This is a genomic window from Microbacterium songi (genome assembly GCF_042747925.1).
In the GTDB taxonomy this organism is placed as follows: Bacteria; Actinomycetota; Actinomycetes; order Actinomycetales; family Microbacteriaceae; genus Microbacterium.
The window spans coordinates 198,121-217,586 of the sequence record NZ_JBHZIE010000001.1; the positions used below are offsets into that span (position 1 = coordinate 198,121).

The window sequence follows — 19,466 nt, forward strand, 5'->3', positions numbered from 1 at the left end:
CTCGACCCGTCGGAAGGAGCGGGCTAGCCTTTCGATGTGAGTCGAAAGGTCGAAGCGCGACGAGAGCACCATGTCGACTTCCAGCTCGCGTTCGCCGACATCTCTGCGCTCCGCTTCGGTCTTTCTCCCGGCCACGAGCTGTGTTTCGCCGTGCGCTCGATGCTCGTGCCGCAAGCCCACCCACTGCAGTGGGGGTGGTTCCGAACGGTTCGCTCCGCAGCACCGGCCGGCGCGTTCCGACTCCTGTCCGATGTGATCGGCGTGGACTCGTACATGCCGGATTTCCTCAGCGCCACACCCTCCGGCGACATGACCGCGAGCGACGAGATCGAGCGACTCCTTGCCGTGCCGGACGAACGCATCGCCTACGACCTCGAGAAGGTCTTCTCCCGGTCACGAGAAGCGAGGCAAGCCCGCATTCGCCGGCTCCTCGACGATCCAGCGAGCGCGCGTGGCGCGATCACCGACGCTTGGCGGACGGTCTGGGATGCTGTGCTCGCGCCACATTGGGAACAGCTCACCCGCGTGGCTCGGGCGGACATTGCCGTCCGGGCTCGGCAGGTCGCCGACCTCGGCCTCGGGGCCATGATCGCCGGCATCCACGAGACCATCACGTGGAACGACGGTGTCGTTCGTGTGCGCACCCGCTTTCACAGCGAGACGGTTGACTGCGCCGGCAATGGCCTCGTGCTCGTACCGTCGGTCATGATGGCGGGCCGTGGATGCGCGGTCATCACGGAGCAACCCGCTGTACCCGCACTCTTCTATCCTGCGCACGGCGTGACGACCGACTGGCACAACCGGGGTCAGAGCACGGCGACGGCCCTTGGAGCGCTACTCGGCGAGGGGCGGGCGCGCCTGCTGCTTCAACTCGACCATCCCTGCTCGACGACCCAGGCCGCCGCAGCTGCCGCGCTCTCCGTGTCGACCGCCTCCCATCATCTCGGCGTGCTGCGCGCCAACGGCCTTGTCGACAGCGCACGCGACGGGCCCCGGGTTCTCCATGTCCGCACGCCCCTCGGTGAAGCCCTCGTCGTGAACCGCTGACGCGCGGGTTCGGGCGAGCGCACGTCGAAGATCCATCTGCGCGCCGCTCGAAGCGAACGTTGATCGCGCATGTGCGCGATCGGACAATCCCACACTGGTCGAAGGCCGAAATGCTCGCGCGGGCGACTCCATGAGCGGGCCGCAGCAACAACGCCGAGAATTTCGCCGGCCGATGTAGAGATCGCCGGATCAGTTCCGTCTCCTATCTGAGGCGGCCAGAATGGGCTGCACCGAAAAGGAGCTGTCATGGCCAAGTATCTGATGCTGAAGCACTACCGGGGCGGACGTCCTGCGGTGAACGCGGTCCCGATGGATCAGCTCACGCCGGATGAGTGGGCCGCGCACGTGCAGTACATGCAGGACATGGAGGAGCGGCTGATCGCGTCGGGGGAAATGGTTTCCTCGGAGGGACTCTCGATGGGGGGCGCGTGGGTCCGTTTCGATGGCGAGGGGCGCCCGCCCGTCGTCGACGGTCCGTTCGCCGAGACGAAGGACCTCATCGCGGGTTGGATGCTCATCGAGGTCGACTCCTACCCTCGAGCGCTCGAGCTTGCGTCTGAGCTGTCTGCTGCTCCGTGGGCGGGCGGCAAGCCTCTCGGGGAGTGGCTGGAACTGCGTGAGGTGATGGGCGCGCCGCCGGCCGACGTGGGATGACGCAGGTGGATGCAACGGCACTGCGCCGTGCGATTCCGGAGGTCGTCGGCATCCTCGTCCGGCGCGGCGCGGACTTCTCGTCGGCGGAGGATGCGGTGCAGACCGCCCTGGTGCGAGCGCTCGAGCGACCGGTCCTCGAGGGAGTGCGCGACATCCGTGCGTGGCTCGTCACCGTCGCGTGGCGTGCGTTCCTCGATCAAGTGCGCAGCGATGCGGCGCGCGCCGCCCGCCAGGAGCTGTTCGCGCAAGAGCCCGAACCCGGCGCCGTGCCGCAGCATGACGACACGCTCGGGCTCTACTTCCTGTGCTCGCATCCGGTCCTCACCTCGACGTCGGCGATCGCACTCACATTGCGTGCAGTCGCCGGCCTGACGACGAAGCAAATCGCCCATGCCTTCCTCGTACCCGAGGCGACGATGGCGCAGCGCATCAGTCGCGCGAAGCAGCGGCTCGTCGGCATCCCGCTCGATCAGCCGGGCGATCTGTCCCGTGTGGTGCGCGTGCTCTACCTGCTGTTCAACGAGGGTTACTCAGGGGAGATCGACATCGCTGCCGAGGCGATCCGCGCGACGCGGCAGCTCGCCGCACTCACTGATGAGCCAGAGGTCGCCGGGCTCCTCGCGCTCATGCTGCTGCACCATGCGAGACAGCCGGCGCGTGTAGTAGGTGGACAGCTGGTGCCGCTCGCCGAGCAGGATCGCGCCCTGTGGGACGTGGATGCGATCACCGAAGGAGTCGCCATCCTGCAGTCGGCGCTCACACAGGATCGGCTGGGGCAGTACCAGGCGCAGGCCGCGATCGCGGCGCTGCACGCGGATGCGCAGAGTGCTACCGAGACCGACTGGGTGCAGATCGTGGAATGGTACGACGAGCTTCTCGTCTTCGGGGATTCGCCCGTCATCCGGCTGGGCCGAGCGGTCGCGATCGGTGAGGCTGACGGGCCGCACGCGGGCCTCGCCGCCCTCGACCCTGTCGGCGATGATGTCCCGCGGTACCACGCCGTGCTCGCGTACCTCCACGAACGGACCGGCGAAGTAGATGCGGCGGCCGCCGAGTACGCGGAGGCCGCATGGCGCGCGACCAGCACCCTCGAACAACAGCATCTTCTGCGCCAGGCGGAGCGCCTTCGTCTGGGCCAGGGCCTTAATTGAGGCCAGGCACTCTTTCGATCGCGCGCGGGATGACGTGCGAGAAGGGGCGTCCTTGTTTCCCGGGCGACCATCCCTATATGGGCGCTGCATTCGCGAGCTTGGGCAGTGCCGTCAGCGCTCCTTGCGCCCCCAGCGAGCGGCTTCTGCGAACCAACCAAGCGTCGATACGGCTTCGACGTCCTCCGCCGTACGCACCTCGATCTGATGGGTGAATTTGTCCTCGCGATAGCGAATGACGTCCCGGATCATCGGATCCCGATGCTCGTCCCACATGTCAACCGTAAGAAGTGCTTTGCTCTTCGTGAGCGGACTGAGCCAGATGAACTTCCGAGCTGCTCCGTAGCTCACCTGGGTCTTCGCAAACTCCTCGATGATGCCGCCGTCCACGGCAAGCACATGGGAGCGGAGCGTGTCGTATATCGCTTTCAGCGTCCCTGGAAACAGATGTTGCGCATCCACTCTCACTATCGTGACCCATAGACGCCCCGATCACTAGTCGTGACCAATGTGGAACGGCCGTCCGAGCGGGTAGTGTGACGCGGTTTGCAAAAGCGCTCACCCATGCAGCAGACAGTACGCCGGTCGCCTTCCTCGCGTCACGCCCGCAAGCCGGTCGTCCTGCGGACATGCTCTTCTGGTGGGTCGCTATCTTTGACGGGTGGAAGAGGACTGGATCGAACATCGACGTTCCGATGACGGGGAACGAGTCGGGTGGATGAAGCCCGTCGGCGAGGGATTCGTGGCAGTCGATCTGTTGGGGCGTCAGCGAACAGACGCCGTGGAATGGATGCTCGCAGAGGAGACGCTTGACGAGCTCGGCCTGGGGTATCTTGCCGACCCTTACGAGTTGCGGCTCGACGACGGCTCGTGGCTTCGTGTGCGGATCGCAGAGGTCTCGTCCGCGGCAGTACGGGTGAAGAAGGATGATTGGGGTGACATGACCGCAGACCAGATCTACTACTCAGTGTCGCTCCCCGTTACCGAGGATCTGCTTCGCCCACTGTCTCGCTGACCGGTCGGCAATGGCTCGGTTGCCCGGGACTCGGTTCACCCGGCGCCGCCGGGTGTCCGAGACCACCCCCATTTCCGGAAGATTCTGGGGGTTTCTTCGTTTCGGGGAGTCTGGGCGTCGAGAGCGAAGCGTTCTCGTGGTCGCATCTGCGGTGATCAGGTCAGGCGATGCAGATGACTCCGGTGTTCCCTTCCGGGTCGGCGATCACGGTGAGCGACGGCGCACCGCTGTCATCGACGATGGACCCGCCGGCGGCGATCGCAGCAGCGATTCGTCGGTCGGCTGTCTCGGCTGGCACGTAGATTTCAACATGGAAGCGCTGCGTGGATGTCGCCTCGACATCGGCGTCCCCGAACCACAGGTTGGGGACGCGCCCCGTCGCGTCCCTGATCTCGTCGCTAGGCGAACCGTGACCTTGTGCCTCGGCATTCCCCGTGAGCAGCACTGCCCACACCGGCGCCACGGCTGCAGAGTTCGTTGCATCGAGGCCGAGCTCGATCACGCTGACCGCGGCCGGGTCTGCGACCAAACCCTGGTCTGCGGCCTGGTCCGAGATGGTCCGCGCGACGTCGACGTCCGCTTGAGTGACCCATTCGACGACATGCTCGATGCCCGCGTCATCCCTGTAGACGGCGTCGGGACTGACGAGCTTCAGGTCGACATACCCGGAGCCCATCGAGACACTCGGGTGGTGCCCGAAAGAGTCGCCGGCCGCGCCGACCGCGGTGATGAACCGCACCCCGGCGCCGAAGTCGTCGACAAGATAGCGGGCATGCAGACCCTGCGCCAGTTTGCGCCAGTCGCTCAGTCCCGCCTGCGCGATCTCCGCGCCCGTCAACATATCCATCGACTACATCCCATCTCTGATCGCGTCGTTCGTATCGATGCGCAGGGCCGAGCCTCGCCCGGAGAGAGGTAAGTATCTCCCGCGCCGCCTGTCAGCGCTAGACCCCTCAGGGGCCAGCGCGACGACCTCGCCTATACCGGCATCCGCAATGAAGACCGGTGGGCACAACACTTTCGTCGTAAACGAACAGGGGACGCACGTCTCCTGCAACGAGGCGTGGTGAACGAACCACCCGTCAGCCAGATCACTGGCGTCCAGGACCGTCTCGCTTCAAGGAAGGGTCGGTCAGCGTGACAGGCCCCGCCGCGCAAGGGATCGAGAGGGGGATGCAGCGGGCCGTGACCACAAAACCGGCCGCAGTCGAGAGAATGGAGCGTGATTGAGCGTCTGGCCCTTCCCACGTCCATCGAAGTCGGAGACGAACGCATGCTCGTCCGTCGTGCGACGCTCGATGACCTGGAAGCGATCATCCGGTTGCTATCCGACGACCCCGTCAGTGCCGGTCGCGGGGACGTTGCGAACGATGAAGGCGAACCCGCGTACGGGGCTGCCCTCGATCGCATCATCCACGATCCCGGCAACGAAGTCGTCGTGGCGGTGAACCGAGAGAAGAGCGTCGTCGGAACCCTGCAACTGACGGTCATTCCTGGGATGGCGCGTCAGGGGAGTACCAGGCTGCACGTGGAGGCCGTTCGTGTCGCGAGCACGAACCGTTCCTCCGGTATCGGGAGCGCGATGATGCGGTGGGTTGTGGAACGAGCGGCGATCGATCTGGAGACGCCGCTCGTGCAACTCACCTCCGACGCCGCCCGCGACGAGGCCCACCGGTTCTACCGGAGGCTCGGGTTCGTCGACTCGCACGTGGGCTTCAAATTCGATGTGGCGCAGACGGCAGGAGTCGGCCCGTCGGGTGCCGCGTCCCGTCGCAGCCTCGGAGGGACACCGTGAAGCTGCTTCTCACGTCGGCAGGAGTGACCAATCCCTCCATCCGTGGGGCTTTGGAACGACTGCTCGGCAAACCGATAGCGACGTCGACGGCGTTGTGCATACCCACCGCCCAGTATGGGCACCCCTGGCTCGGCCCTGGGATCAAGGCGTGGGAGTTCATCAGCGGGCGATCGGAGAATCCGATGGTCGATCTCGGGTGGAAGTCCGTGGGCGTGCTGGAGTTGACCGCACTGCCGAGCATCGACGAGGAGCGGTGGAAGCCGCTCGTTGCCGAGGCCGACGTACTGCTCGCAGCCGGCGGCGATGCTCTCTACCTGAGTCACTGGATCGTCGAGTCGGGACTGGTGGACATGTTCCCGACACTGGCCGAGACAGTGTGGGTGGGGATGAGCGCGGGGAGCATGGTGATGACGCCGCAGATCGGTCGAGAGTTCGTCGGATGGAAACCGCCGCTCGGGGGCGACAGCGCGCTCGGGCTCGTCGATTTCTCGATCTGCCCGCACCTCGCGCTCGAGGGGGCACCGGGCAACTCGTTCGCTGCGGCCGAGAAATGGGCGGCAGGCATTGACCGCCGGTCGTACGCCATCGACGACCAGACGGCCATCAGCGTCACCGACGGCGTGGTCGACATCATCACAGAGGGCCGCTGGAAGCTCTTCCCGATCAGCGACCACGGAGCCGACTCCGCGTCATGAAGGGTCTGCTATCGAGACGCGTCAGCGGGCTCACGATGACCGCGGTCCTGGCCGACGTTGATAGGAAAATTCGACCATGACAGATTTGCTTGACGCTCAGCTCGACAGCATCTTCGCCGCACGTGACCGCGACAACATGGGTCCCACCATCGAGGCTCTCTTGCCCCTCCACCACGACCACCCTCGGCATCCGCGGGTGCTTTACGAACTCGGTGGCGCTTATGACACGGCAGGGGAAGAAGCGACTGCGCTTCGCTTCTACGAACAGGCCATGGAAGAGGGCTTGTCAGGAGATGTTCGCCGCCGCTGTTTCCTGCAGCTCGGAAGCACGCTCCGCAACCTCGGCCGGATCGACGAGTCGAGGGCGGTCTTCTCCCGGGCGCGCGGTGAGTTCCCGGAGTCCGTAGCACTCGGAGTCTTCGAAGCCCTCGCGCTACACGCTTCTGGGCACGCAAACGCCGCGCTCGCAATCCTCCTCAACGTTCTCGCCGACCATGTCGACACGCCTGATCTGAACAGATACAAGCCGGCCATACGCGGTAACGCCGAGTACCTGGCTTCGCTGGACGCAGGGTCGCCAGGAATGTCCCGGTGAAAGATCGGCGTGCTGACTTTCGAGGCGGAACCAGGGACCTCCGCGTGCACGGAATGTGAGACGAGGTCAGTCCGGGGAGCGGAACGTCGTGCTTCCAAGCCACCGGCGCGCCAATTGGCGGTCGACGTCGGTGTGACCGTGACCGGTGTCGATGACGTGGTGTGTGACCATCGCGCCGAGCTGGCGAAGTTGATCTGCGAGGAGGACGCCGTCAGCTGGCGTTCTGCGATCGTCCGCTGCTCCGTCGACGATCATCACCGGACTGCCGGGGATGCGCACGTCCGGGATCGAAGCGAAGGGCGCCGTCGGTCGCAGCAGGATGGCGCCGGCGAGGAGAGTCGGGTGTGTCATCAACAGGGCTGCGGTCATGATCGCTCCGTTGGAGAAGCCCACTGCCAGCGGGGGACTCTGGAGATCGTGGCGAGCAAGGGAATCGGCTATGAGCGCAGCGAGCTCAGATGTCCGAAGGTGAAGATCCTCCTCGTCAATCCGACGGTCCGGGAACCGACGGACGAATGCGTGTCCGCTTTCTGAGGCGACTGTTCCGCGGACGGCCAGAACGGGGGCCGCGGGAGCGATCGCCTCGGCAAGGGGCAGCAGGTCGCACGCGCTTCCATCCGAACCGTGTAAAACGATCAGAGGGGCGTGACCTCTGTCTGTACCGGCCCGAAAGATCGACTCTCTCACATCTTGATTCTCGGGCAATCGCCTCGATCAACCACCGTGATTTAGACCCGGGGGGCATGTCAACGGTCGGGCGCGGGCGTCTATTTACCGCGGTACTTTACGAGGAGGATGCCGTCATCCGTAGTCTCCGCACTCTCCAGTGCGAAGTGCCTGAGCGCACCGTCGAGGGGAAACAGCTTGCGCCCTCTTCCGAGTGTCACCGGATGGATCATCAAAAGCATCTCGTCGACCAAACCGTGTGGCAGGAGCGACTGGACGAGTTCGCCGCTTCCCATGATCACGACATTGCCGTCGACCTCCGCGCGAAGTGCGGTGACTGCCGCAGGGACGTCGCCGCTCACCACAGAGGAGTTCGGCCAGGGCAGTTCTGTCGTCGGGTCGGACGTGGCGACGTACTTCGGAACGTTATTGAGGCCATCCTTGAATGGACCTCCGACCTCGTTCCAATGGCCCAGCAGGTCGTTGTAGGTGCGATGTCCGAACAGCCACGCAAACTGACCCCCCATGGCGACACCCATGGCCTCGCCCATCTTCGGATCGTCGGCGGACGCCGCCCAGCCTCCGTGGGTGAACCCCCCGCGGGTGTCCTCATCCGCTCTCCCCGGGGCTTGCATAACGCCGTCGAGACTGACGTGGTTCACAACGATCACGGCCATTCGTGAATGTTAGAAGTGGATCAACCGTCCCTCAACCCGGGGAGGATGCTGCCCGCCGGCCGTTTTCACGCGGACGAGCTGCGAGGGTCGGGCCTGTGTGCGTAGATCACCCATGCGAAACCGTCGTGGACGTCGTCGAGGTCCGGACGCCGATGCAGGCCGAGCCGCTGCGCCACCCGCATCGACGCGACGTTCGCCGGAAGCATGCGGGCGACGATCAGGTCCGTCGTCTCCGCACTTGTCGCCAGTTGGAGGGCCCGCTGCGCCAGGGCGACGGACAATCCTGTCCCTTGAAACGAGGGGAGTAAGCGCCAATAGAGGTTCACGACGGGCATGCCGCGCCACACGTCTCGGCGTCCTCCCTCGATTCCGGCCAATTCGTCTCGCGCGAATGCGAGTTCGTAACCGTATCCGCGTCGACGCCAGTGCTCCACCCAATCCGCAAGTGTCGCCGCACTCGCTGCCTCGTCCGGTGACGCCCATAGGGGTTGTGGACATTCGTCGCGGGGTCGCCGTGCAGCCGGTGCACCGCGTCCAGGTCGTCGTCACTGAGTCGTTGAAAGCTCAGCACCGTCTCATCAGGTGAATGCGGCCCCGAGATCATCTGCCATGTCTACCGCATCGATCTTCTCGCGCACTCCGCCGTGAGGACCGCAGCCACATCGCGCAGCGGGATCGTTCGCCGCGACAACTGGTGGGCCCACGGGAGCATGGTAGATCGTCTGAGCCGGGTCTCCGAGGCACGTCGCAGATCTCTCGCGGCGTGCGGAGGCGGTGTGAATAGAATCTGCGGGTGGGCAGCATCCTGCTAGTGCGTCATGGTGAAGCGTCGGGAGATGACAGCGCCGATCCGGGACTGTCGAGCACAGGTCGCCTACAAGCGCTCGCCCTCGCTGGTCGACTCGCCGACCAAGAAATCGGTGCTGTTTGGCACGGGCCGAAACGTCGTGCACAAGAGACCGCCGGCCTCCTTGCATCCCACCTGAGAATCGACACCTGGTCCACCGACCTTCTCGATGATCGAACCCCCGTCCCCTCTGCCCGATTCCGCAACGAATACACGCGGCGCCGACTCGACTGGTTCGATGCCGTACCGGAAGACGAGCGCGATGAGGACGGACTCGCTCTGGCAGCCGCGTGGTCGCAACTGCGCTCGCGAGATCGACCTCGCCGCGTCGTGATGGTGACCCACAGCTTCGTCATCTCGCAATTCGTGGCGCTCGCCGTCGAAGCACGTCCTTCGAGCTGGCTACGGCTCACGGTGTCCAACGCCGGATTGACCATCCTCCACGAGGACGCGGCAGGTGACCTGATGCTGCGCCTCTTCAACGACACAACCCACATCCCGCTCCCATCCCACGGGCAGGTCGGCTAGGGCACATCGCCCGCTGAACGATCACTCAGCAGGAGAGTTCGAGCTCGCGTAACGGGTCACCCGTGTCCACGAAGAGTCGTCCAGAAGGTGTGAGGGCTTTAGTGATGCTGGCGACGGCGGGCTGGCAGAGGTGCGGGTGACGGCCGTCGAGCGCCCCCACTCGGCAAGCGAACGCCAGATCGAACAATCCGGTACCTGGCGGCAGGACGAAATCCTCCACCCGCGCCTGCAGGACCGACAACACATCGACGGCGATCTCGCTGACGCAAGCCGCGCTCGTCAGGGCTATACCTCGAGGCGATCGATCGATGACCATGATGTGACCTCGCGGCCCGATGATGTCGGCCACGGCGCGCGCAGCCGCGCCTGGCGCCCCACCGATCTCCAGCACTCGCATGCCAGGTTCGAGTGGCAGCGCATCCACGACCTGACGCAATCGAGGAGACAGTTTGTCAGTCATCGCTCCCTCGCCGCCGGCGCACACTTCGCGCCCACGCCATCGAGTCTGGTCCTGCCGAGGCGTGAATGCCACCCGCATGACGCATGCGCCGTCAGTCCCGCGGAGGACACCCCCCGATGAACCTCCCGTGCGCGCGACGCGATTGGATACGCGCGCGACGCGATTGGATACGATCGGCCCATGGTGCACGCCGTAGTGATGACTGATGCCGTCGGCCGGGTTGTGTATTGGGATAGCGGGGCGGAATTGCTTTTCGGTCACCGTGCGGACGAGGTGTCCGGCGTCGCGGTAGGAGCGATCGCCATTTACACGGATGAGGGCTCGACAGGAATGCGCCCCTTCAGCGACGAGGCCTCGTCGGCTCATCACTCAGCGCCGCGCCGTTGACCCTCCGCACTGCGGGGCAGCGGATTGCCGTTCACGGACGGGCCGCCGAGAGGAGTCACACGCCGGCAGCCATCGCTGTCGCTCTCGAAATCGCGAGGTAGGCATCGCGAGGAGGGTATTGATCGGACGGGTCGAAGGCACGATGCTGAGCGGGGCTCGACAGGCTCGGCACGCTATGCATGAGGAGGAACCGATGGGAAAAATCGTCGCAGGAGACGCCCGCGCCTACACCGGGCTTCCGCAGATCAATCTCAGGCTCCTCGGAGTGCGCACATGGAAAGACTCCAGCACGGTCGCTCTGTCGTACCGTCCAGAGAATGCACCCGCAGGGGTCGCCCGTGGTGTGGACGTAGCGCGGCGGTGACTGGACCTCTCGCCGCTTCGCAGGGACCTAGCCAAGAGCCTCACCTGGTGCAACTCTTGATTCGTGACTGACTACACGCTAGGACACGAACTTCGGACCTTGATCGGCGAGCGAGTGGAAGCGATCGCGGCTCGCGACGCTCAGTACCTTGCGGACGCGCAGGCCGCCGACGTCCTTGCGTACAACGTTCTGCCACCACTGCGGCTTCGCGGCTCCGAGCAGGTGGCGGAGCAGACACGCGCGTGGTTCGACGGATACGCGAGCGGTCCTGACTACGAGGTGCGCGACCTGCAGATCTATGTCGACGGCAACGTCGGCTCGACAGCGTTTCTCTACCACGTGACCGGCGTCCTCCACTCGGGAGACGAGGTGTCCATGTGGGTCCGCGCCACGCTCGTCTGGAAGCGGGCCGACGGCCGATGGAAGATCGTTCACGATCATGAATCGGTCCCCTGGGACCCCACCACCGGCCAGGGACTCACGACCCTCGAACCCTAGACCGCGCCGCGGGCCTCCGTTCGCCGCCCGCGCAGCGTGACCGCGGCCAGGGCCACGAACATCACCACCGTCCCTGCCACCAGCAGGTCAGGCAACGGGGCTCGGGTGAGAACCGTCGTGAAGTCGGCTGCGGCGTGAATCAGGATCAGCGGCAGCACCCAGCGGAATCGGTATTGGAATGCAGCAAGCGCCGCCCCGTACCCGGCCGAGACGACAACGTTCAGCATCACGTCCTCGACGCTCCGGCTGGTCGTGACGAGCGCCGACAGGTGCTGCAGCCCGAAAAGCGCCGCGGTCACGGTCACGGCCGCGGGGGCGGTGAAGGAGGAGCGCATCCGCTCGAGCACGACGACGCGGCTGATCAACTCCTCGTTGATTCCCACAAGAAGCAATGTCAGTCCCCACAGCCCGAACCCGGGCGGGCGGTCTTCCAACCCGTATGGCACGACCCACAGCAATACCTCGGCCACAAGCGGCAGAAGCAGAAGCGCCGCCACTCGACCCCGCCAAACGACGAACAGGCCACTTGTGCGCCAGAGTCCCCGCATCGAGACGAGGACAATCGCGAATACGACGCATGCGGCATTGGCCGCGAGCCCCAAGTACCAGCCGGAGACGCCGAAAACGGCTGCGGTGGAGAGCGCCGCCATGATCACGCCGAAGCGCGCCGCGTGTACAGTGACGCCGAACGCGATCGCTCGCCACTGATCCCCTTTCAGCATCCTCTCGCTCTCCTCGATTCTGCTGCGAGCGGGGTTCGCCGCGTGGGCTGCCGGTCCGGCAGGTTGGCGCTCGCCGGAGCGTGCCAGCCCGTTGGCGATCCCGCCGCTGTGTGTGCGACGACGATGCTACGCATCTGCCAGTACGAGTTCCGGATGTCCGAAAAGGCCTGGCATCCCGCCGGTGTGCCAGAAGACGACGGGCGCGTCACCCATCTCGCCGCGACCCGCGGCCCTGACGAGCGCGGCCATCGCACGTGCTGTGTAAATCGGATCGAGGATGACGCCCTCGGAACGCGCGGTGAGGAGGAGGGCGTCGCGCACCTCTGGTCCGGGCGTCTCGTAATGGGCACCCACGTGGTCGACGGCGATGCGCAGCCGGTCGCCGCCCGCCGCTCCCATGTCGGCAAGGAGACCAGCGATGATCCCGAACGGATCCTCGACGGCACCCGTATGAGCGCCGATCACGCGTTCTGGGCCCAACGCGGCGACCAGGCCTGCCATCGTGCCGCCCGACCCGACGGCGACGACCACCATTCCGAGATCCGGAACCTGCTCGAGCAGCTCCAGTCCGGCCGCTCGATAGGCTTGCGCGCTCTTCGGCGACGTGCCGCCGAACGGGATCCGGTGCACCGCTCCCCGTCGCATGACCTGAGCGACGGCCCCATCGATGTCGCCTGATCCTGCAAAGACGAGTTCGGCGCCCATCACCTCTTCGAGCAGAAGGTTACCTGTCGGCCTTCCGGGCCGCTCGCCCTCGAGTACGAGGACTGCGCGCAACCCCACCCGAGCGGCCGCGGCGGCGGTCAGCCGCGCGTGGTTGCTCTGCAGTGCGCCCGTCGTGACGACGGTGGTCGCGCCCGCGTCGAGGGCTTCCTCGATAGTGACCTGGAGCTTCCGCGCTTTGTTGCCGCCGCCGCCCAGACCGATGAGGTCGTCGCGTTTGATCAGCAGCTGGTCTGCGCGAAGCCCGATCTCGACGCTCAGACGCGGGGCGCGTTCGACCGGGGTGGGCCCGCTGAGGAAAGACAACATCCCCCGAGTATGTCGACCCGCCCCGCTTGAGGCGCAGTTTGTGCTCCGCGGGTTCGAGCGGGTCGGCTCGAAGCATTGGCGCAGTGCGTGGTCGATGTACGCGAATACCCCGAGAGGGCGGTCGAGCCCGTCGAAGTTCGCAGGCTCATCATGCGCCATGCAGAGAGAGGGAGAACCGTGTCAGAGGGGGCGCTCATGCCGGATGCGCAGGTCACGCGTGAGGTCGACTTCAGACGGCACGGGGGATGCCTCGGCCTCCGCATCGCTCGATCTCCAGGCGCTTCCCCAGGCGCCGTACGCCATCAGGATCGGGACGGTGCGGATACCCGCCTCCGTGAGGCTGTAACGGGCCCGCTGCCCTCGTCCGGCTGCGCCGCGCACCAGGATGCCGGCCTCCAGAAGGCGCGCGAGCCGGTCCGAGAGGATGTTCGTCGCGATGCCCTCGGGCGAGCCGTTCAGAAGCGCGCGAAAATAGCGCCGATCTTCGAACACGATGTCGCGCAGGATGAGCAGTGTCCAGCGGTCGCCGAGTACGTCGACCGCCGCTCCGATGGGATCCATACCGCCTCCTTGACAGTTGCGTGCACAGCCGAGCATAGTGGTTGCAAATCGCAATCACTATGAGGAGCTCCGCATGGGTCGTTTCGTGTACTCGATGAACGTGTCGATCGATCTGCGGATCGAGCAGGTGCCGGGGGACAACGGAGCGGGCGAGTGGCTCCGCATAGATGAGGAGTACCACCGCGCCGCCAACGAGCAGGCGCGCGGGGTGTCGGCGATCGTGCATGGCCGTGTGTTCTATGAGGCGATGGAGGAGTTCTGGCCGCGAGCGGCCGACGACGACTCGCTACCCGACTTCCTGCAGGATTACGGTCGAATCTGGACGGCGAAGCCGAAGGTGCTGGTCTCCCGCACCCGTACGACGGCGTTGCACAACACGACGATCATGGCCCGCGGTGCTCTGGAGCAGCTCGCCGAGTTGCGCGCGGTGACGCAGGGCCGGATCGGCGTGGGCGGCGCGAACATCGCGACCCAGCTGCTGCGTCACGGGCTTCTGGACGAGCTGCTTCTCTGGACACACCCGGCGTACCTCGGCTTCGGGCGCACCTTGTTCGACGATTACGACCGACCGCTCGACCTCGAACTGCTGGGAGACGCCAGGTTCGACTCGGGCGTGACCATGCGGCACTACGCGATCCTGCGGAACGGGGGTGCCCACTGATGCTCACCCGGATCGCGGCGGGCGTGCGGGTGCACACCAGCGAGTGCATCGAGACGAACTCGACCGTCGTCGACGACGGCTCGCGGGCCCTCATCATCGACCCGGGTCTGACCACCTCCGAACTGATCGACCTCGCCACGGGGGTCAGCGCCCTCGGCCTCGAGGTCGTGGCGGGTTTTTCGACGCACCCGGACTGGGACCACGCACTCTGGCACCCGCTCCTCGGCGACGTGCCCCGCTACGGCACAGCGCGCGCCTACGACGCGCTCGAGCATCTGCGGGCACAACCCGACTGGCGGTCGCAGATAGCCGCAGGTCTTCCACCCGAGATCGCGGACGACGTCCCGCTGCACCTGTTCGGTCTGCTCACACCCTTGTCGGAGGGCACGGTCGAGCTTCCCTGGGATGGCCCCTCCGTCAGGATCCTCGAGCACAGCGGCCACGCGCAGGGGCATGCCGCACTGCTCATCGAGGAGTGCCGAGTGATCGTCGCGGGCGACATGCTCTCCGATGTGCTCGTGCCGATGCCTGACCTGTACGGCGACGGCCTCGACCCGCTGGGCGACTACCTCCTCGGTCTGGAATTGCTCGAACAGGCCGCGTCAGGGGCCGACCTCTTCGTGCCCGGGCACGGCTCCGTAGGCGATGTCGACGAGCTCCACGCCCGGATTGCCGCGGATCGGGCGTACATACACGACCTCCGTGATGCGCGGACGACCGCCGACGCCCGTGTCACCGCTCCTCGCCCCGGATGGGAGTGGGTGCGGGACATCCACGAGGGAAACGTCGAACGAGCCGCCCTGCTGCGCGAACGAAGCGTCGCGTCGCATCAGTCCCGGGGTCGCGATCGATGAACCCTCCATGCGTCGAGCATCTCGACGTGACCGCCTCCGGGATGGTCGTGGTGCCACGAGCGCGAGAACCGGTTGAGCTCGAACTGTTCCGCCGGCTCGGAAGACTCGCGGCGCGGCTGCCGCCAGAGCATCTCGAGCTCGCCCAGCGATATCCCGCCCGCGGCGACCGCCGCGCGGGTCGCCGCGTCGAAGGTGAAGGACGGCCCGATCCGGCCGCGCAACCATTCCCGCAGCGCTTGCGTGCAGCGTTGACCCGGTTCGATCATGGTGTCGGCGCCGAGAACGGCGGGGAGGACGTCTCTGCGCTCCACCCTCTTCACCGGCGTCAGCTGGCGGCCGGAAAGATGGGCGGCGATCCGGTCCGTCACCTCGACCTTCCCTCCGACAGCGGGGATGCCCCTGGCGCGCGCGATCTCGACGAGCTCGGACTTCAGCCAATACCACCGACGCAGCATCCGCTCGTCGACGACGTCACCGATCGGGGGCCGCTCATCGTGATCCGTCATGCCGACACCATGCCACGACCGTCCGACACCCCTGGGGGGCTAGCGGGCCGGCCCACCGCTCCCGCGTCGGTCGGCGGAAGTCATCCTCGCAACCATTCTGCGATCAGATACCGACGGACCGCAGAATCGGCAGTCAGTCCGATGGCGCGCTCCGCCGCCTCACGTGCCGCGCCGTCGTCGCCGCGGCGCCTGTCGATCTGCGCGCGACAGACCCAGTACGGCTGATGCGTCGCGACCTGGTCGGACGGGATGCTCCCGAGCGTCCGGACGGCACCGTCCACATCGTCTGCGGCGAGGAAGGCCGCGGCCGCTCCGATCGTCGCACCGGTCGAGGGCGCGACGCGGAGGAGGCCGCGGTACAGGGTGACCAGGGCGCCGTGGTCGGTCGTCCCCCGATCTGCCCGCGCGGAGTGCACGGCGCTGATGGCAGCCTCGATCTGGAATCTGCCCACGCCGCCGAGTCCTGCTGCGCGACGAAGCGCGTCGTCTGCCGATACGCGGAGGTCGGGCGACCACAGCCGCGTGTCCTGCGCGGGCAGGGGCACGAACTCGCCATCGACGAAGCGGCCTGGCCGGCGGCTCTCGGTGTGCCGCAGAAGCGCCAGCAGTCCCCAGGGCTCGGGCTCGTCAGGGAGAACATCGGTGATGACCTCGACGAGCCGGATGGCCTCGGCGCGCAGTGCGACATCTCGATCCTCTTCCGCGTCTGCGATCGGGTCGGCGAGTCCGTACGCGCCGTACACGGCCTGAAGCACCGCCTGGAGTCGTCCGGGAAGCTCCTCCCGATCGGGAACCCGGTAGCGCAGACCGGCGTCACGGATCTTCGCCTTGCTCCGGCTCAGCCGCTGACCCATCGTGGACGCGGGCACCAGGTAGACCGAGGCGATGCGCGCCGCGTCCACCCCCAGCACCGCCTGCAGCATCAGCGGGGCATGCATGCGCGGATCGATCGCCGGGTGAGCGCACACCATCAGAAGAGCGAGCCGCTCGTCGACATCCGACCCGTCGTCCGTCTCCGCTTCCGCGGGCAGACCATCCATCACCTCCGGCGCCACGGTGTTCGTCCGGGACCGCTTCCGAAGGGCGGTGAGCGCGTGATTACGGGCGACCACCCGAAGCCACGCTTCGGGCGCCTCGGGAATGCCACCGGCGCGCCACGCCGAGACCGCCGAGGTGAACGCGCTCGCCACCGCGTCTTCGGACAGCTGGAGGTCGCCGTTGCTGCGGAACAGCGATCCGACGAGGCGCCCGAACGAGCCGCGGTAGGCCCGTTCGAGCGCTTCGTCGGTGGGGGAGGCCACCCGCATCACTGCATCGGCGGGAGGACCGGCCGCACTTCGACACTGCCCCGCACTGCTGCGGGACACCGCGCGGCCCACTGCATCGCCTCATCCAGGTCGGGTACGTCGACCAGGAAGACGCCGCCGAGGTGTTCCTTCACGTCGGCGAACGGACCGTCCTGCACGTCCGTCGACCCGCCGCGGGTCCGGAGAGTCGTCGCCAGGTTCGGCGGCTGGAGGCCCGCCGCCGCCGTCATGACCCCGCTGGCGTTCAACGCGGCCACGTACGCCGCCCAGGACGCCCAGTATTCGTCGGCCTCGGTGGGATCGGTGCGTGCGGCGTAGTCGGCTTCTGCCTCCATGGCCAAGATCGCGTACTGCATGCTGGTCCTCCTGTTCAGGCCGCGGGAGCGGGAACGAGGGGGTGCCCGGTCTCGAGAAGCGTTTTCAAGCCGGACAGTATCAGGACCCACCCCTTCTCCACATCGCGTGCCGTCTCGGTGTCGGGCAGTCCCTCGTGCGTGAGGGTGAGGGCCGTGAGACCGGGAACGGCCATCGCCGTCTCCCCGAGCTCATAGGTCACCGTGCTGACGGGAAGGCGGGCGACATCGGGTGTCCATCGACCGACGAACGTCATGCGGAGCTTCCTGTTCTCGATGATCTCGTCCACGCGCCCCTCGATGACGGGCTGTCCTTCCACGACGTAGGAGTAGGCCGCGCCCTCGGTGAGGTCGTAGTGGGCCTCGAAGCCGTAGTAATAGGCCGGGCTGACCTCGGCGCTGGTCAGGGCCCGCCAGACCTCCTCGGGTGCGGCCTTGATGGCGAGCTGGATCTTCTGCGTGGTCATGATGTCCTCTCTGTGCGCCACGGTGACGCACCAGGAAGACGTCTGAGCACCACGCATTTCGACATTCCCGAGGAAATTCCTCCCGAACAGTGCGGTACGCGCATGGGTACGGTGGCTTGATGGCCCAGGCGGAAAGCGGATACGGGTCCGACGACGAGCTCGCCGGTCTCGCGGCATGCATCACCAGAGTCAGGAGGGCGCCGTGAGCGCGGTCTTCGTCACCGGCGCGACCGGCACCGTCGGATCAGCCGTCGTCGCGGACCTTCTCGCTCGCGGGCAGGACGTCATCGCCGGCGTGCGGGCGACGCGGGACGAGAGGATCCCGGATGCCGCTGTACAGAGGGAGTTCTCGTACGGGGCCGGCGCCGGCGAGATCCGAGATGTCCTCGACGGGGTGGATCGGCTCTTCCTCCTGCGGCCGCCCGCGATCGCGGATGTGCAGGCGACGCTCTTCCCGGTGATCGACGCGGCCCTTCGGCGAGGCATCCGCCAGATCGTCTTCCTGAGCCTGCAGGGGGTGCAGGCCAATCGCAGGACGCCGCACCACGCGGTCGAGCAGTACCTCCGTGAGACCCGCAGCCCCTTCACCTTCCTGCGGCCGAACTTCTTCATGCAGAACCTCTCCACCACGTACGCCGAGGCCATTCGCCGGGACGGGGAGATCTTCGTCCCGGCCGGCAGGTCGCGCACCGCCTTCATCGATGCCAGAGACGTCGGGCGGTCGGCGGCGGCGACACTGACGCAGCCCGGGCATATCGGCAAGGCGTACACACTCTCCGGTGAGCAGAGCCTCGGCTACCGGCAGGTCGCCGAGATCATGAGCGCGGTGCTCGACCGCCCGATCCGCTACGCACGGCCACGCGAAGACGCGTATCTGGCCCGGCTCGCATCCGCCGGCGCGCCGCAGGACTACCTCGAGGTGCAGAAGATGATCCACCGGGTCGTGCGGCTCAACATCTCGGCGTTCCCGAACCGTGCGGTGCGGCGGCTCACCGGCCAGCCCGCCACGTCGCTCGAGCAGTTCGTGGACGATTACCGGACGGCATGGATCACCTGACGGGTGAGGTTTCGCGGGCTACGGAGACGGATGCGGGGAACCGCCGAGCTCTTCGGCGCGCGTCTCCAGGCGTTTCGCCGCGAGCCGGAGATATCGCTCGATCGCTGCACGCTCGTCTCGGGTGAAGCCCGCGGCCACATCGTCGAGGGCCTCGAACAGGGGACCGAGCTCGTCGAGGATCCGTCCCACCGCGCTCTGCTGCGGCACGAGCGCCACGCGGCGGCGATCGGCCTCATCGCGTGCGCGCAGGATGTGGCCCGCACGCTCGAGCCGGTCGGCGAGCTCCGTGGCCGATCCGGTGCTGATGCCGAGCCTCTGACCCAGCTCGGCGGGCCCGAGCATCGCTCCTTCGCGATCCATGATGTGACCCATCGCTTCGTAGTCGAGCGCGCGCAGTCCCATCTTCGCGGCGAGAGCGTGGTCGAGCCGGGTCGCGGCACGGTTGACCGACCGGAGCGCCCAGGACAGCTCGTCCGCCGACATCCGGCCACGTTCGATGTCTTCAGCCGACCACGGCGCGGTCCGGCGGGGCTCGCTCGTCGCATCCATGCCGACATCCTACTTGACATT

At 66.6% G+C, this 19,466-nt stretch carries 25 protein-coding genes and 1 pseudogene; 12 read left to right on the forward strand and 14 right to left on the reverse strand.

The genetic code is table 11. From position 1 onward, the window contains the following. The first annotated feature begins 36 nt into the window (after nt 1-36). The 3 genes from ACFM35_RS01050 to ACFM35_RS01060 all read left to right on the forward strand — a co-directional run bounded on the left by ACFM35_RS01050 (nt 37) and on the right by ACFM35_RS01060 (nt 2,852). On the forward strand, nt 37-1,047 hold the full coding sequence (locus tag ACFM35_RS01050) for a DUF5937 family protein (protein ID WP_378837254.1): 1,011 nt from the start codon (nt 37-39) through the stop codon (nt 1,045-1,047). Between the two features lie 246 nt (nt 1,048-1,293). After that, the gene (locus ACFM35_RS01055; RefSeq protein ID WP_378837256.1) at nt 1,294-1,701 is read left to right on the forward strand and encodes a YciI family protein; all 408 of its coding nucleotides are present in this window, start codon (nt 1,294-1,296) and stop codon (nt 1,699-1,701) included. Between the two features lie 5 nt (nt 1,702-1,706). Then, entirely contained in the window at nt 1,707-2,852 is a 1,146-nt protein-coding gene (locus ACFM35_RS01060; RefSeq protein WP_378837258.1) for an RNA polymerase sigma factor, read from the forward strand. Nucleotides 2,853-2,963: 111 nt separating this feature from the next. Here the strand turns inward: ACFM35_RS01060 and ACFM35_RS01065 are convergent, their stop codons facing one another. Then, nucleotides 2,964-3,311 carry a DUF5655 domain-containing protein gene (locus ACFM35_RS01065; RefSeq protein ID WP_378837261.1) on the reverse strand — a complete coding sequence of 116 codons (348 nt, stop codon included), beginning with the start codon at nt 3,309-3,311 and terminating at the stop codon, nt 2,964-2,966. Between the two features lie 256 nt (nt 3,312-3,567). Here ACFM35_RS01065 and ACFM35_RS01070 point away from each other — a divergent pair, with 256 nt between their 5' ends. After that, the gene (locus ACFM35_RS01070) at nt 3,568-3,864 is read left to right on the forward strand and encodes a hypothetical protein (protein ID WP_378837264.1); all 297 of its coding nucleotides are present in this window, start codon (nt 3,568-3,570) and stop codon (nt 3,862-3,864) included. A 160-nt stretch (nt 3,865-4,024) separates the two neighbouring features. On the opposite strand, the gene ACFM35_RS01075 is transcribed toward ACFM35_RS01070, so the two are convergent. Continuing rightward, nucleotides 4,025-4,711, reverse strand: a complete 687-nt coding sequence (locus ACFM35_RS01075) for a 4a-hydroxytetrahydrobiopterin dehydratase (RefSeq protein ID WP_378837266.1) — start codon at nt 4,709-4,711, stop codon at nt 4,025-4,027. 375 nt (nt 4,712-5,086) lie between these two features. Between ACFM35_RS01075 and ACFM35_RS01080 the strand changes: the two genes are divergently transcribed. From ACFM35_RS01080 to ACFM35_RS01090, 3 genes are all read left to right on the forward strand, one after another. Further along, complete coding sequence (locus ACFM35_RS01080) at nt 5,087-5,659, forward strand: GNAT family N-acetyltransferase (protein ID WP_378837268.1); 573 nt, start codon at nt 5,087-5,089, stop codon at nt 5,657-5,659. Further along, on the forward strand, nt 5,656-6,354 hold the full coding sequence (locus ACFM35_RS01085) for a Type 1 glutamine amidotransferase-like domain-containing protein (RefSeq protein ID WP_378837270.1): 699 nt from the start codon (nt 5,656-5,658) through the stop codon (nt 6,352-6,354). Before ACFM35_RS01080 ends, ACFM35_RS01085 begins: the two co-directional genes overlap by 4 nt. Before the next feature lie 76 nt (nt 6,355-6,430). Continuing rightward, nucleotides 6,431-6,949, forward strand: a complete 519-nt coding sequence (locus tag ACFM35_RS01090) for a tetratricopeptide repeat protein (protein WP_378837273.1) — start codon at nt 6,431-6,433, stop codon at nt 6,947-6,949. Between the two features lie 66 nt (nt 6,950-7,015). On the opposite strand, the gene ACFM35_RS01095 is transcribed toward ACFM35_RS01090, so the two are convergent. From ACFM35_RS01095 to ACFM35_RS01105, 3 genes and pseudogenes are all read right to left on the reverse strand, one after another. Beyond that, nucleotides 7,016-7,318 (reverse strand): alpha/beta hydrolase, encoded by a 303-nt coding sequence (locus tag ACFM35_RS01095; protein WP_378837276.1) that lies wholly within the window; start codon nt 7,316-7,318, stop codon nt 7,016-7,018. 398 nt (nt 7,319-7,716) lie between these two features. Next, the gene (locus ACFM35_RS01100) at nt 7,717-8,292 is read right to left on the reverse strand and encodes a dihydrofolate reductase family protein (protein ID WP_378837279.1); all 576 of its coding nucleotides are present in this window, start codon (nt 8,290-8,292) and stop codon (nt 7,717-7,719) included. A gap of 65 nt (nt 8,293-8,357) precedes the next feature. Further along, nucleotides 8,358-8,753 (reverse strand): annotated as a pseudogene (locus tag ACFM35_RS01105) (GNAT family N-acetyltransferase); the annotation flags it as partial. A 332-nt stretch (nt 8,754-9,085) separates the two neighbouring features. Here ACFM35_RS01105 and ACFM35_RS01110 point away from each other — a divergent pair. Further along, a complete protein-coding gene (locus ACFM35_RS01110) occupies nt 9,086-9,667 on the forward strand; it encodes a histidine phosphatase family protein (protein WP_378837282.1) in 582 nt (193 codons plus the stop codon). Nucleotides 9,668-9,692: 25 nt separating this feature from the next. Here the strand turns inward: ACFM35_RS01110 and ACFM35_RS01115 are convergent, their stop codons facing one another. After that, nucleotides 9,693-10,127 carry a fibrillarin-like rRNA/tRNA 2'-O-methyltransferase gene (locus ACFM35_RS01115; protein ID WP_378837284.1) on the reverse strand — a complete coding sequence of 145 codons (435 nt, stop codon included), beginning with the start codon at nt 10,125-10,127 and terminating at the stop codon, nt 9,693-9,695. Nucleotides 10,128-10,941: 814 nt separating this feature from the next. Here ACFM35_RS01115 and ACFM35_RS01120 point away from each other — a divergent pair. Next, a complete protein-coding gene (locus ACFM35_RS01120) occupies nt 10,942-11,376 on the forward strand; it encodes a YybH family protein (RefSeq protein ID WP_378837286.1) in 435 nt (144 codons plus the stop codon). On the opposite strand, the gene ACFM35_RS01125 is transcribed toward ACFM35_RS01120, so the two are convergent. From ACFM35_RS01125 to ACFM35_RS01135, 3 genes are all read right to left on the reverse strand, one after another. Next, complete coding sequence (locus ACFM35_RS01125) at nt 11,373-12,098, reverse strand: CPBP family intramembrane glutamic endopeptidase (RefSeq protein ID WP_378837288.1); 726 nt, start codon at nt 12,096-12,098, stop codon at nt 11,373-11,375. The two genes, ACFM35_RS01120 and ACFM35_RS01125, sit on opposite strands and share 4 nt — an antisense overlap. A gap of 126 nt (nt 12,099-12,224) precedes the next feature. Next, nucleotides 12,225-13,130, reverse strand: a complete 906-nt coding sequence (locus ACFM35_RS01130; RefSeq protein ID WP_378837291.1) for a pyridoxal-phosphate dependent enzyme — start codon at nt 13,128-13,130, stop codon at nt 12,225-12,227. A gap of 180 nt (nt 13,131-13,310) precedes the next feature. Continuing rightward, the gene (locus tag ACFM35_RS01135) at nt 13,311-13,691 is read right to left on the reverse strand and encodes a winged helix-turn-helix transcriptional regulator (RefSeq protein ID WP_378837294.1); all 381 of its coding nucleotides are present in this window, start codon (nt 13,689-13,691) and stop codon (nt 13,311-13,313) included. Nucleotides 13,692-13,764: 73 nt separating this feature from the next. Between ACFM35_RS01135 and ACFM35_RS01140 the strand changes: the two genes are divergently transcribed. Together ACFM35_RS01140 and ACFM35_RS01145 are read left to right on the forward strand one after the other, a co-directional pair. Continuing rightward, nucleotides 13,765-14,352 carry a dihydrofolate reductase family protein gene (locus ACFM35_RS01140; RefSeq protein WP_378837296.1) on the forward strand — a complete coding sequence of 196 codons (588 nt, stop codon included), beginning with the start codon at nt 13,765-13,767 and terminating at the stop codon, nt 14,350-14,352. Next, entirely contained in the window at nt 14,352-15,206 is an 855-nt protein-coding gene (locus tag ACFM35_RS01145; RefSeq protein WP_378837299.1) for an MBL fold metallo-hydrolase, read from the forward strand. Before ACFM35_RS01140 ends, ACFM35_RS01145 begins: the two co-directional genes overlap by 1 nt. On the opposite strand, the gene ACFM35_RS01150 is transcribed toward ACFM35_RS01145, so the two are convergent. From ACFM35_RS01150 to ACFM35_RS01165, 4 genes are all read right to left on the reverse strand, one after another. After that, nucleotides 15,182-15,712 carry a hypothetical protein gene (locus ACFM35_RS01150; RefSeq protein ID WP_378837301.1) on the reverse strand — a complete coding sequence of 177 codons (531 nt, stop codon included), beginning with the start codon at nt 15,710-15,712 and terminating at the stop codon, nt 15,182-15,184. The two genes, ACFM35_RS01145 and ACFM35_RS01150, sit on opposite strands and share 25 nt — an antisense overlap. Nucleotides 15,713-15,792: 80 nt before the next feature. Further along, a complete protein-coding gene (locus ACFM35_RS01155) occupies nt 15,793-17,013 on the reverse strand; it encodes an RNA polymerase sigma factor (RefSeq protein WP_378837303.1) in 1,221 nt (406 codons plus the stop codon). Between the two features lie 5 nt (nt 17,014-17,018). Continuing rightward, complete coding sequence (locus ACFM35_RS01160; protein WP_378837305.1) at nt 17,019-17,375, reverse strand: YciI family protein; 357 nt, start codon at nt 17,373-17,375, stop codon at nt 17,019-17,021. A 14-nt stretch (nt 17,376-17,389) separates the two neighbouring features. Further along, entirely contained in the window at nt 17,390-17,839 is a 450-nt protein-coding gene (locus ACFM35_RS01165; RefSeq protein ID WP_378837307.1) for an SRPBCC domain-containing protein, read from the reverse strand. 202 nt (nt 17,840-18,041) lie between these two features. On the opposite strand from ACFM35_RS01165, the gene ACFM35_RS01170 reads away from it, so the two are divergent. Then, nucleotides 18,042-18,896 carry an NmrA family NAD(P)-binding protein gene (locus tag ACFM35_RS01170; protein ID WP_378837309.1) on the forward strand — a complete coding sequence of 285 codons (855 nt, stop codon included), beginning with the start codon at nt 18,042-18,044 and terminating at the stop codon, nt 18,894-18,896. An 18-nt stretch (nt 18,897-18,914) separates the two neighbouring features. Here ACFM35_RS01170 and ACFM35_RS01175 read toward each other — a convergent pair whose 3' ends face one another. Beyond that, entirely contained in the window at nt 18,915-19,445 is a 531-nt protein-coding gene (locus ACFM35_RS01175) for a MarR family transcriptional regulator (RefSeq protein ID WP_378837311.1), read from the reverse strand. Nucleotides 19,446-19,466 lie beyond the last annotated feature (21 nt).